Below are 12139 nucleotides of genomic sequence, written 5' to 3'. Positions count from 1 at the left end.
ACGGAATTAGGTCGACCACTTACCCAAGTTACGCCTTAAATTTGGCTCAATTAGGGGCGCTTTGCATTTCAAATCTTTGTGCAACAAAGCCCTTAAAAAATCAAAATGTTTTTTCCTATCTCATCGATATACATAAAAATAAAAATCATGAGGCATTTTGTGCTTTTCTTATCTTTACACAGCAGAAGTTAACAAGCGCACAAATTAAAAAAATCTGTATTGAACTAGAAAATGCCAAGGGAATAAAAAAATGGGCACTCTACTGTGATAGTTTCATTAATAAAATGATTGCAATAAAACATTTATACGCAACACCAGATGAATGGAAAAATCGCTTTAAAAATTTATTCATAAGCTTACAGAAGAACAAATCCTAATTAAAGAATATTTTTTATACAATCATATATGTATGAAATTACTTGGTATTTCATGTTTTCTATACATTTGCGAAGTAGAAAAGAGTGAAATTTTAGTTCAGTTGTGGGATGCAAATAAAGTTTCATCCTAACCCTAAAAACAGAGAGAAACGTCGCGCGCTCTCCTATTCATAAAAAATCCATTTTATATCAGTATGTTGTGAGCACTTACACCCGAGACTGGATCGTTTTGCCTTTCATGGGAGAATGATTAAGGGCGCTAAAGTATCATCCTAATTTTCGCCCAGGCTCGAAAAATACGGTAAATGGTGAAAATAAAAATTCATCCTTTTCCGATGTTGCCCGTTCCAACACGTAAGCAGTCAGTCAGAAAAAACACATAGATCCAATCCCTAGCGAGCATTGAGCTCTCTCATCCGTGCCAACTGCTCCAACCCTTGGACGCCCTAAATGCTTACCCAAAAAAATCAACACCTTCTTTTAAAAACACAATCAAAAATGACTCCCTTATATCCATTTAACCTAAACAGCCTTCCCCCCACTGCACTAGCTAGGGCTCGTAGTTCGGCGCAAGGCTGAAGTCGCTTGACTGCTTCGCTATGCAGATCCATGACCCACTTTCCATCAAACTCCCGGTTGTAGTTCCACAAGCATCTCGCGAGTCTTGCCGGCCCGCTCCACTAACAAGACCACAACATCTCCAACGTTCTTGTCGTCTAGCCGGGCCTGTAATGTGGTGACGTCGTCGACGGCGATACCGTCGATGCTGATAACGCGATCGCCGGGCACGATGCCGCCTGCGGTGACCTCGATGCCGACGAGCCCGGCCCTGTGCGCCACCGAGCCCGGCGTCACGCGCAATACGAATACGCCCTTACTACCGGTCAGCGCCTGCAGACGCGCGTTGAGCTGCTCATCCACCTCGATGCCCAGCGCCGGACGGATGTACTTGCCGGTCTTTATGAGTTGCGGCACCACGCGCATGACGGTATCCACCGGCACAGCGAAACCGATGCCAGCGGACGCGCCCGAAGGGCTGTAGATGGCGGTGTTGATGCCGATCAGCCGCCCGGCCGAATCGAGCAGCGGGCCGCCGGAGTTGCCGGGGTTGATAGCGGCGTCGGTCTGGATCAGGTGATCGATGGCAGGCCCGCCCCCTTCGCCGTCGAGGGTGCGGTCGAGCGCCGAGACGATGCCGGTGGTGAGCGTCCAGTCCAATCCGAAGGGATTGCCGATAGCGAACACTTTCTGCCCGACCTTGAGGTCGGCACTGGTGCCCACCGGCACAGCGGGCGGGCGCTTGAAGCCGACGCCGATCTTGAGCACGGCGATGTCGTGCTCGGGGCTGGCGCCCACCAGCGCAGCCTGATAATCGCGACCGTCGGCCAGTTTGACCGTGGCAGACGATGCCCCCTGGATGACGTGGAAGTTGGTCACCACGTGGCCGGCATCGTCCCAGATGAAGCCGGAGCCGGTGCCGCGCGGCACGGAAAAGACATTGCGCGACCAGACGTCACGCACCAGTTGCGCCGTGGTGATGTAAACCACCGACCCGCGCGATTTCTCGAACAGTTGGATGGTGGTCTGCTCGTCTGCCGCCAGATCACCACGCGGTGTCACCGTGCGCTCGGCCGCTTCGCGCGGACTGAACCAGGCTTCGATGGCAGGCAAGAACTGCCACAGCAGCATGAGTGCGGCGATGCAGCCAGTGATGACGAGCCAGCGCCGGATGAATCGGTCCGGCGCCGGGCGGCTGTTGAGGTCGGGGTAGGTCATGCCATTCTCCTTGTTGAAATCAGCGCCAGACACCGCTGGCGCGCCAACGCGGTGGGCGTGGCGCCAAGGGGATGTCCGGCAGAAATGGGCTGGAATGAAGCGGTTGCGGTGCCATCGAATCAGCCAATTCCCGCAAGCGTTGGATGCGCTCTGTCGTCGCCGGATGCGTGCGCAACCAGGAGGGTTCCGGGTTGCCCCATCCGGGCAGCAGCCAGGCGCGACTCTCCCGCTCGATCTTGGCGAGCGCCAAAGCCAATCCCTGTGGGTCGCCGGTCAATTCGGCGGTGAGCCGGTCGGCGTCGAATTCGTGCACCCGCGACAAACCCAGCAGCGCGAGCTGCGGCGAAACGGCCAGCAACAGCAGCGCCGGCCACTGGATAGCGACTGTGCCCCACAGCAAGGCCGGCAGGCTGAAGAGGAGCATGATTTGCCCCAACAAGGCCAGAAGATGGGTGAGCCGGCTGATGGAATCGGCCAGGCCCATGACACGCAAATCCTCGTTCGCAATATGCGCGATTTCGTGGCCGAGCACGCCGGTCAACTCGCGGGGCGTGAGGCTACGCAGCAGACCGTCGGTCAGCGCGATGGCCGCGTGATGCTTCGTACCGGTGGCGAAGGCGTTGACGACCCCGCTGGGCACGTAGTGCGGTACCGGCACGGCAGGCAACCCGGCCCGCGCCGCCAGTTCGCGCAACACAGCCCAAAGATCGGGCGCTTCATTCGGGTGCAGAGGGCGTGCGCCATACAGCCGCAGGGTCAGCACCAACAGCGCGGTTTGCAGGCGATTGAGCCAGCGATGCCGCGCGCCGGCAGCCTGCGCGTGGCGCCGATCACGATGGCTCATTTGGGCTTTCCCCGGCGGCCCGGTCATCGCGCTCGCGCAGCAGCCAGTAAGTCGCCCCGAGGGCCAAGATCGCGCCTGCGAGCGCCGCGATCTTGGCGGGGCTGGTCTCCGGGTCGAGGATCACGAACTTGCGCGCCAAGGCGATCAGCCCGATCAGGATCACCGTCTTGACCTGGATGATGCTATCGCGGCGCAAGGCCACCCGCACGATGGAATGCTTGAACTCCATGGCGATGAGCAGCGTCATGATCATGCCGAACACGGTCTGGAAGACCTTGTGATCGAGCGGATTGAACGCATCGATGACCAGCAGGCTGAAGACGATCGAGATCAGCTGCAGCAGCGAGACCACGATGATCACGGCAATGATTGCGGACAGCGCGAGCGCGATCACCTGTTCGAAGCGCTCGTAGAACGTCATCACTGCCCATTGGGCACGAAATGTTTTGATCGGGTCCGGTTGCTTTTCCTTCATCGCCATTCCTCTCAATTCTGAAATACTTGTGCGCCCACAACTTGGTTGCGCCCTTGTCTTTTTGCCTGGTAGAGCGCGCTGTCCGCCTGCTGCATCACCTGCTCGGAAGAGTTTAAGCAGACGTCAAGGGGGGCCACCCCCATGCTGGCGCTATAGCTGATCGACACCTCTCCACACACCACCGCTGTCGTCGCAACGTCCTGACGAAATCGCTCCGCCCATACTTGGGCGTCTTCAATCGATGCCGCTTCGGCTTTGTTGCACAAACCTATCTCTAAAGGCTTATTCCACAATATAATTTTCAAATGAATAAGTCGACACCTAAAATTTATCGCACAACCAATTGGTCTTCATATAACCAAGCTCTCATTAATCGTGGAAATATTGCCATTTGGTTTGATCCTGCTACGCAATGGTATGCCCCATCAAAAGGCAAACAAGGACGAAATCAAACTTACTCCGACGCAGCTATCCAATGCTGCCTAATGATTAAATCTCTCTTTCGATTGTCTTTACGCATGGTCACTGGCTTTGTTCAAAGTCTCATCCATCTTTGTGGGTTAAATTGGATAGCGCCAGACTACACTACAATTTGTAGACGACAACAGCATATTGATATTGTGATTAGCTATCAAAAAAGTTGTGATGGACTGTATCTAATCGTTGACTCTACAGGTCTGAAAATCTTAGGTGAGGGTGAATGGAAGCATAAAAAACATCAGCCTGAATATCGTCGCCAATGGCGTAAATTACATATTGGTATAGATGCTAAAACCTTACAAATACGCGCTGTTCAGCTCACAACCAACAATGTGAGTGATTCACAGGTACTTGGTGATTTACTCGATCAGATTCCACAAGATGAGAGAGTTGACTCCGTCTATACCGATGGAGCTGAGGAAAGGCGACCGAGGTCACCACCAGGGTGTTCAGTGCTCGGGCGAGTTCCGCTTTGGCGTTGTCGATCTTGCCGCTGTCGATGAGCCCGGCTCAGCGCATCGACGAACTGCGCCCCGATGCCTTGGCCGTCGAAGATGTACGAAGCCAGCGCGACGCTGTTCCGCGCCTATTCGATGGCAGCGAGCATGGCCGGGTAGGCCTGCTCGCCATCGACGAGCGGCTCGATGCGGTTGCCGCTGGTAACGGTTGATGCCGAACAGCCCATACAGCAGCGAACCGCCCAGCGGCAACAGCGCGATCAGCAGCACCCACAGCGTGGCCGATCGAGGGTCACGCTTGAAGATGACCGCGTGCCCCGCTGTGGGGATAGTGACCGCCAGCGGCACGAGGGTGGCTGCCCATGTCAGCCCGTTGGGGTCGGACACGACAGCCCCCATCGCTCAAGATTCGCCGCCCGCTGACTTCTTCTTGCGCGCAGGCTTGCTCGCGTCGCTCGGCGGCGCCTCAGCCACGTTCGCGGCATCGGGCTTCTCAGGCTCGGCCGGCTTCGCGGGTGGCTCCTGGCGCTCGAAGACCACCCGTTCGGGCTTGTCATCCCAGCGGGCGCTGGCGTGATCGCCCTTGCCGATACCGCCACCCAGCATCTCGCGCGCCAGTGCCGTCTCCAGCTCGCTGCGGATCAGCCGCTTGAGCTCACGCGCGCCGAACTCGGGCTTGTAGCCTTCCTCCGCGAAGTGATCGATCAAGGTCTGATCGAAGGTCAGCGTCACGCCCTGGCTGGCGGCGTTGCGGGCCACACGATCGAGCTGCAGGCCGACGATATGGCGGATCTCCTCCTTGCCCAGCGCATGGAAGACGATGATCTCGTCGATGCGGTTGATGAACTCGGGGCGGAAGTGTCCGCGCAGCACGTCCATCACCTCGGACTTGGTCTTCTCATACTCCTCGCCGGCGGCGCTACGGGCCTTCAGCCGACGCTGGATGATGTCCGAGCCCAAGTTCGAGGTGGCGATGATGATGGTATTGGTGAAATCCACCACCCGGCCTTTGCCGTCGGTGAGGCGCCCGTCGTCGAACACCTGCAGCAGGATGTTGTAGACGTCGGGGTGCGCCTTCTCGATCTCGTCCAGCAGCAACACGCTGTAAGGCTTGCGACGCACCTTCTCGGTGAGCTGGCCACCCTCGTCATAGCCCACATAACCCGGAGGCGCGCCCACCAGGCGTGCCACGGTATGGCGTTCCCCGTACTCGGACATGTCGATGCGCAGCAGCGCACCTTCATCGCCATAGATGGACTCGGCCAGCGCCTTGGCGAGCTCGGTCTTGCCCACGCCGGTCGGCCCGAGGAACAGGAACGTCGCCACCGGCTTGCTGCCCTCGCGCAGGCCCGCCCGCGACAGCCGCACGGCATCGGCCACCGCGCGCACTGCTTCATCCTGACCCACCAGGCGCTCGTGCAGCCGCTGCTCCAGATGCAGCAGCTTCTCGCGTTCTTCCACCGTCAGCTCGTTGACCGGAATGCCGGTCAGGCGCGAGACGATCTGTGCGACATGCTCGGCCTTGACTTCGGCGCTGCCCGAGGCGCGCTCGCGTTCCCATTCCTCGACGAGCTTCTTGAGTTCAGTCTCCTTGGCCTCGATGCGCTTGCCCAGCTCGGAGGCCTTGTCGTACTGCTTGCGCGAGGCCACATAGTCCTGCTCACGCCGCAGCTGGTGCAGTTCGGACTCCAGCTCTTGCACCGCCACCGGGCGGGCCGTGGCTGACAGCTTCACGCGTGCGGCCGCCTGGTCAAGCAGGTCGATGGCCTTGTCGGGCAAAAAGCGGGCGGTGATGTAGCGGTCGGACAACTCAGCCGCCGCGATGATCGCGTCCTCAGAGATGCTGACCTTGTGGTGCGCCTCGAAGGTGTCGCGCAGGCCGCGCAGAATCATGATGGCCTGTGCCACTGTCGGCTCGGGCACCGTCACCGGCTGGAAGCGCCGCTCCAGCGCGGCATCCTTCTCGATGTATTTCTGGTACTCGTTGAGCGTGGTGGCGCCGATCAGGTTCAGCTCGCCGCGCGCCATCATCGGCTTGAAGACGTTGGCCACGTCCAGCCCGCCTTCGCCACCGCCCTGGCCGGCACCGACGATGGTGTGCACCTCGTCGATGAACAGAATCAGCTCGCCCTGGTGCTCGGAGATCTCCTTCAGCACCTTTTGCACGCGCTCCTCGAACTCGCCGCGATACTTGGCGCCGGCCACCATGGCGTTGATGTTGAGTTCCACCAGGCGCTTGTCGCGCAAGGTCTCGGGCACTTCACCGGCCACCATGCGCTGCGCCAGCCCCTCGATGATGGCGGTCTTGCCCACGCCCGGCTCGCCGATCAGCACCGGGTTGTTCTTCTTGCGCCGGGCCAGCACCTCGATGGTGGTCTCGATCTCCTGCGCACGGCCGATCACCGGGTCGAGCTTGCCGTCACGCGCCATCTTGGTCAGGTCACGTGAGTACTTGTCGAGTTCCGGCGTGTTGGTCGGCGTCTCGGCGCGGCCATCCTCGGCGCCCTTGCCGACCACCTTGCTGACCTGTTGGCGCAGCGCTTGCGGCGTGAGGCCGTAACGGCGCAGCAGGTTGGCCGCCAAACCTTCGCCTTCCTCAGCGAGTCCGATCAGGAAATGCTCCGGCCCGACATAAGAGTGGCCGAGTTCGTTGGAGGCCACGAAAGCACGGCTGAGCGCATCCTTGACGCGGGGCGACACGCCGATTTCGCCCTCGAACGGCTTTTCGCCGCGCTTGGCTTCGGATTCGATCTGTTGCTTGAGGTCATCGACCTTGATCTTGAACTGCCCCAGGATGGTCTTGACCACGTCGCTGTCGGATAGCGCCAGCAGCAGGTGTTCGGTATCGACTTCGGCGCGCCCGAACTCTGCAGCGTGTTTGGCGGCCTCCTGCAGCAGGGCTTCCGACTGTTCGCTGATGCGGCTGGCCAAACCACTGCCGCGACGGCGCGGCGCACCCGAACCTGCGGGCTCGCCGAACGAGGCATCGACCACGTCATCGGTATCGGCGGCCATCGGCGTCGCGTCGTCGCCGATGCGGAAGAAGTCACTGCCGAGGAAGTCCTCGAACAGGCCGCTGCGCGAGCCGAACAAGGCTTCCAGCGGCGAGACGGTGCGCTTTTGCTGGCGCACCAGTTGACGGTAATGGTCGTCACACAACAGCATGGTGCTGTGACGACCGTTGAGATTGGCTTCCACCCGCACGGTGGCGGGTTGGCCGCAGACCTGGCATTGTTTTCTGTCCATGATGATGCTCCTGTAAAGATTGATCTGACGAAGCACCGCCGATCACGGTGCCTCATCTCTTTTTGTTTTTTGAGAAAAACGCGCTGCCCCGCGTCAGCCGTTGATCGGGATCGAGCGTGAAAATCACCTGTAGGTGCGCTTTCATTTCGCCCTCTCCAATCGCGTCGCTTTGCGGTTCCGGCCAAGGAAATCCTTGCAAGACTTTGTAAGATATTGCGCTTACCAGGAAAGAATATCAAGAGTCAATGTACAGCGGCTTTGTTGCACAAAGATTTGAAATGCAAAGCGCCCCTAATTGAGCCAAATTTAAGGCGTAACTTGGGTAAGTGGTCGACCTAATTCCGTAAATCTGTTGAGGACTGCTACACGTGCATGAATTTCATTCACCTGACTAGGAAAGCTTCTTGCCATTAATTTATCGCCTAATAATTTGATGCAATGCATCTTGGTTTCCACCAAACGGCACTGTTGCAAATAGAGATTTGAGTCGATGATGTTCCCTTTAAAAAGTACTTAGAGACCGAAAACCCTGTTGATTAGACACACTTCACCCTGAGGCTGACCATAATAAAATGACGATGCTTGTCCTTTACGTAGTGCACGCATGACTTCAATACCTTTAATTGTGGCATAAGCCGTCTTCATAGATTTGAATCCTAATGTGGCCCTGATGATCCGCTTTAACTTACCATGATCACATTCAATGACATTATTTTTATACTTAATCTGCCTGTGCTCAATATCTACTGGACATTTTCCTTCTCGCTTTAACCGTGATAAAGCATGGCCATAGGTCGCTGCTTTATCTGTATTGATGACCCGTGGAATTTGCCATTTTTTCACCGTACTGAAGATCTTTCCTAAAAAACAATAAGCTGATTTACTGTTCCGTCTAGCGGAAAGGTAAAAGTCAATCGTATGACCATGTTGATCAACTGCACGATACAGGTAAGTCCATCGCCCCTTCACTTTGATATAAGTCTCATCCATATGCCATGAATGTAAATCTGTAGGATTACGCCAATACCAGCGTAAGCGTTTTTCCATTTCTGGAGCATAACGCTGAACCCAACGATAAATTGTGGTGTGGTCAACATTCACACCTCGTTCAGCGAGCATTTCTTGAAGTTCACGATAGCTGATGCCATATTTACAATACCAACGAACAGCCCAAAGAATGATTTCACCTTGAAAGTGCCGACCATGGAAGGGATTCATCTGCTGTATCTCGAAATAAATAAGATATTTAGCTTATCATGTCAGCCTATTTGCAACAGTGCCGTAGGATATGGTGAGTGGACCAGACCTGGTTCAGCGACACTGGTGGGTGTTTCAAGGACTGCGAGAGCCACAGTGGATGAAATTGCAGCTTATTTAGATAATATTTATAATTACATCCAATGTTAAATTGCTTGCCGTAAACTAAGTGCTTTTACAACTTTGATAACAGTATCGAAACTAAGTTTAACCCTCACCGGAAAGAGCTTTGTAAAGACTTTCTCGACCTAGGCTTATCGGGCTATTTAGTGAAGTTGAAAGCTCCAAGTGCAAGTCTACAGTCTTACCTGTAAGAGAAATAATGTAACTTTAGAGTATACTCTATAGTTACATAAATTAGATTTAAAACTTGTCTCCAATAAACCCAGTACGGTTCACCTAAACAGATTGCTACCCCTGAACAACCAGAATCCGAAAAAAGAGGCTTTTGGAGCCGTTTTTTTAGACCCTATGATTAACCACGATTGTTTAACTCATATGAATAAAGTCGTGAAACTTTGATTAAATAATAAGCGTGGAACGTGAAAAATCATAAAAAAAAGCCCACCTTGGGGAGGTTGGGCAAAAAAGAAACTACAGCTTTGAATTTTCAAGAGAATTATACCGCATTTCGTATAAGGTGTATTATGTTAATTTTAGAAAAAACTTAAAATTATCTATTAAAGAATTATATATTTTTGGATTACTTATAAGTGAAATAGCACCTATATAGTGCAGGCTTAGCTAGAAAAACTATAACACTCTAAGAAAGTATGGGTTTTTATGTACAAGGCAATTTCATGAGAAGCCAGATGATAAAATTCGAGGCTCCCCAATTTTGTAAATCAAATATATGCAAAATAATGTGAGTAAGCCGGCAGTACCAGCATTAACACTGGCTGCACTAGGAGTAGTATTCGGCGATATAGGAACGAGTCCATTATATGCATTAAAAGAAAGCTTTCATGCGACACGCGGGCTACCTATTAATGAACTTAATATCCTGGGAATTCTCTCTTTAATCTTTTGGACCATTACCTTAATTGTTTCGCTTAAATATGTTTTGGTGATCATGAGAGCTGATAACAATGGTGAAGGGGGTATCATGGCATTACTCGCCTTAAACCTTAGGCAAAAAGGATTGTCCCGTGGAAAAAGATTGGCAATCATTATCTTAGGTTTCATTGGAGCATCCTTATTCTTCGGTGACGGTATCATCACCCCTGCTATTTCTGTTTTATCTGCAGTTGAGGGACTTTCTGTTGCTGCCCCGTCATTTGATCGCTTCATTATTCCAATCAGTATTGGAATTCTTATAGCTCTCTTTGCCGTTCAAAAACATGGGACTGCAATGATGGGGAAGTTTTTTGGTCCTATTACCCTGTTATGGTTCCTATCTATTGGTGCCATTGGCATTATGAGTATTATTCAAAGTCCATTTGTTCTTGCATTATTCAGCCCACACTGGGCTTTTTTATTCGTTATTAACAATCCTCTTATTTCATTTTTTGTGATGGGAGCTGTGGTTTTAACAGTAACAGGTGGTGAAGCCTTATATGCGGATATGGGACATTTTGGTATTTTACCGATCAAGTTAGGCTGGTTTTTAATTGTACTGCCATGTCTGATGCTGAATTATGCTGGACAAGGAGCATTACTGTTAAGAGATCCTTCGGCTATCACCAATCCTTTTTACCTGCTTCTGCCTTCAGCCCTTCTATATCCTATGATTATTCTGGCTACTGCAGCTGCAGTGATTGCCTCACAGGCTTTAATCAGTGGGGTATTCTCAATGGCTAAACAGGCAATACAGTTGGGATATCTACCTAGGCTTACAGTTTTACATACCTCCGCTTCGGAAATTGGACAAATTTATATTCCATTACTGAACTGGCTCCTGTTTATCTCTATCACCATCTTGATCTTAATATTTGAAAGTAGCAGCAAGTTGGCAGGTGCTTATGGTCTGGCCGTCACTGTGACCATGTTCTGTGACACACTGTTAGTAGCTTTTCTGGCTTATAGTTACTGGAAATGGAAAACATGGAAAGTCTTACTGTTCATTATTCCATTCGCCTTTATTGATCTGGTTTTGCTGAGTTCAAACCTATTAAAAGTCCTGATTGGAGGCTGGGTACCAGTCGTTATTGCGGTTATTGTTTTTACCCTCATGATGACCTGGAAAAAAGGCAGAGAGATTCTTCAGGACAAACTGCAGAAGGACACGCTTCCACTGAATGTGTTTCTTGAGCACCTTGAACAGACAGGTCAGAAAGTGAGTGGAAATGCCGTATTTTTAACTGGAACGCCTCAAGTCGTACCCCATGCGCTTTTACATAATCTAAAGCATAATAAAGTTCTGCATGAACGTAATTTTTTGGTGACAATCAAGACTTCTGAAATCCCGTATGTTGATGAAGCTAAGCGAATCGTTACTGAAGTACTAGAGAATGGTTTTTTCAGAATAACGATCCATTATGGATTTAAAGAAGAGCCTAATGTGCCTCATTCATTGAAACAAGCTTTTTCAGTACTGGATCTTGAATATGACTTAATGAATATCAGCTTCTTTGTTTCTAGAGAAAGATTAATTCCAAGTCTGTCCAGCAAGATGTCTACATGGCGTGAAAAGTTATTTGTCGCAATGCAAAAAAATACCAGCCCTGTCAGTGATTTTTATAAAATCCCTTCTAACCGGGTGGTAGAGCTAGGTAGTCAGATTGAAATTTAAGAATTTCTAAAATGAATAGGCACCTTTAAATAAGGGTGCCTATCTGATCAGAATAAATCTTTTACTTTAATTTTCCAATAGTTGACCAATCTCTAAAGCTAAATAACCACGTTCTTTAAAGATCAAAATAATTGCTTTTTTATAATCTTCAGAAGTAGAGGTCTTATATTTTGTTATAAGTTGAATTTCAGAATTAAGCTGAAGGTCATTTTTTATCGTCAACACTTCCGTAGAGACTTTATTAAAAATCTTGAAATTAAACATACAGGCGCTCTTTATCAATATTATAGCGGCCCGACTACAACAAATACCTGCCTTAGCTCAGCTAGACACCCTTGGCTGCAAGGATTACAAATTAGACAAGATTCTGCAAGTTTTGCTCCATTGAAAGTATGAATATTCAACGGCTTTGTTGCACAAACCTATCTGTAAAGGCTTTTTCAGCGATATAATTTTCAAATGAAGAAGCCTACACACAAAATCTACCGCACAACC

General features: G+C 51.5%; 9 protein-coding genes and 7 pseudogenes. 6 read left to right on the top strand and 10 right to left on the bottom strand.

Annotation, left to right across the window (positions count from 1 at the left end):
* Positions 1-377, top strand: a pseudogene (locus NI466_RS14935) (hypothetical protein); the annotation flags it as partial.
* A 624-nt stretch (positions 378-1001) separates the two neighbouring features.
* Here the strand turns inward: NI466_RS14935 and NI466_RS14930 are convergent.
* Genes NI466_RS14930 through NI466_RS14915 form a run of 4 tightly spaced genes read right to left on the bottom strand, consistent with a single transcriptional unit; the run spans position 1002 to position 3765 of the window.
* Positions 1002-2153 carry a S1C family serine protease gene (locus NI466_RS14930; RefSeq protein WP_002072799.1) on the bottom strand — a complete coding sequence of 384 codons (1152 nt, stop codon included), beginning with the start codon at positions 2151-2153 and terminating at the stop codon, positions 1002-1004.
* 19 nt (positions 2154-2172) lie between these two features.
* Positions 2173-2997: a zinc metalloprotease HtpX gene (locus NI466_RS14925; protein ID WP_035341335.1), complete on the bottom strand. Its 825-nt coding sequence runs from the start codon at positions 2995-2997 to the stop codon at positions 2173-2175.
* Positions 2984-3472, bottom strand: a complete 489-nt coding sequence (locus NI466_RS14920) for a phosphate-starvation-inducible PsiE family protein (RefSeq protein ID WP_004733151.1) — start codon at positions 3470-3472, stop codon at positions 2984-2986. Before NI466_RS14920 ends, NI466_RS14925 begins: the two co-directional genes overlap by 14 nt.
* An 11-nt stretch (positions 3473-3483) precedes the next feature.
* Entirely contained in the window at positions 3484-3765 is a 282-nt protein-coding gene (locus NI466_RS14915) for a GGDEF domain-containing protein (protein WP_025465747.1), read from the bottom strand.
* A gap of 12 nt (positions 3766-3777) precedes the next feature.
* Here NI466_RS14915 and NI466_RS14910 point away from each other — a divergent pair.
* Positions 3778-4380, top strand: a pseudogene (locus tag NI466_RS14910) (IS5 family transposase); the annotation flags it as partial.
* Here NI466_RS14910 and NI466_RS16095 read toward each other — a convergent pair.
* Positions 4370-4462, bottom strand: a pseudogene (locus tag NI466_RS16095) (PLDc N-terminal domain-containing protein); the annotation flags it as partial. The pseudogenes NI466_RS14910 and NI466_RS16095 overlap by 11 nt on opposite strands.
* On the opposite strand from NI466_RS16095, the gene NI466_RS16090 reads away from it, so the two are divergent.
* The gene (locus tag NI466_RS16090) at positions 4425-4622 is read left to right on the top strand and encodes a hypothetical protein (protein WP_435575027.1); all 198 of its coding nucleotides are present in this window, start codon (positions 4425-4427) and stop codon (positions 4620-4622) included. The pseudogene NI466_RS16095 and the gene NI466_RS16090 sit on opposite strands and share 38 nt — an antisense overlap.
* 13 nt (positions 4623-4635) lie before the next feature.
* Here NI466_RS16090 and NI466_RS16085 read toward each other — a convergent pair.
* The 4 genes and pseudogenes from NI466_RS16085 to NI466_RS14890 all read right to left on the bottom strand — a co-directional run.
* A pseudogene (locus NI466_RS16085) lies at positions 4636-4809 on the bottom strand (PLDc N-terminal domain-containing protein); the annotation flags it as partial.
* Positions 4810-4812: 3 nt separating this feature from the next.
* Positions 4813-7656, bottom strand: a complete 2844-nt coding sequence (gene clpK / locus NI466_RS14900; protein ID WP_086044980.1) for a heat shock survival AAA family ATPase ClpK — start codon at positions 7654-7656, stop codon at positions 4813-4815.
* A gap of 306 nt (positions 7657-7962) precedes the next feature.
* A pseudogene (locus tag NI466_RS14895) lies at positions 7963-8115 on the bottom strand (IS5/IS1182 family transposase); the annotation flags it as partial.
* 54 nt (positions 8116-8169) lie between these two features.
* On the bottom strand, positions 8170-8874 hold the full coding sequence (locus NI466_RS14890) for an IS6-like element IS1008 family transposase (RefSeq protein WP_253139186.1): 705 nt from the start codon (positions 8872-8874) through the stop codon (positions 8170-8172).
* Between the two features lie 63 nt (positions 8875-8937).
* Here NI466_RS14890 and NI466_RS14885 point away from each other — a divergent pair.
* From NI466_RS14885 to NI466_RS14880, 3 genes and pseudogenes are all read left to right on the top strand, one after another.
* Positions 8938-9063: pseudogene (locus NI466_RS14885) on the top strand (pyridine nucleotide-disulfide oxidoreductase); the annotation flags it as partial.
* Between the two features lie 251 nt (positions 9064-9314).
* A pseudogene (locus NI466_RS16010) lies at positions 9315-9392 on the top strand (plasmid replication DNA-binding protein); the annotation flags it as partial.
* A 374-nt stretch (positions 9393-9766) separates the two neighbouring features.
* Positions 9767-11644 carry a potassium transporter Kup gene (locus NI466_RS14880; protein WP_004282101.1) on the top strand — a complete coding sequence of 626 codons (1878 nt, stop codon included), beginning with the start codon at positions 9767-9769 and terminating at the stop codon, positions 11642-11644.
* Between the two features lie 66 nt (positions 11645-11710).
* Here the strand turns inward: NI466_RS14880 and NI466_RS14875 are convergent, their stop codons facing one another.
* Positions 11711-11908 carry a hypothetical protein gene (locus tag NI466_RS14875; protein WP_086044977.1) on the bottom strand — a complete coding sequence of 66 codons (198 nt, stop codon included), beginning with the start codon at positions 11906-11908 and terminating at the stop codon, positions 11711-11713.
* Between the last annotated feature and the right edge of the window lie 231 nt (positions 11909-12139).

It is taken from the genome of Acinetobacter lwoffii, assembly GCF_024129595.1.
Classification (GTDB): Bacteria; Pseudomonadota; Gammaproteobacteria; order Pseudomonadales; family Moraxellaceae; genus Acinetobacter; species Acinetobacter lwoffii_O.
Note: the sequence above shows the minus strand (reverse complement) of the source record. Positions and strands in the feature narration are given on the sequence as shown.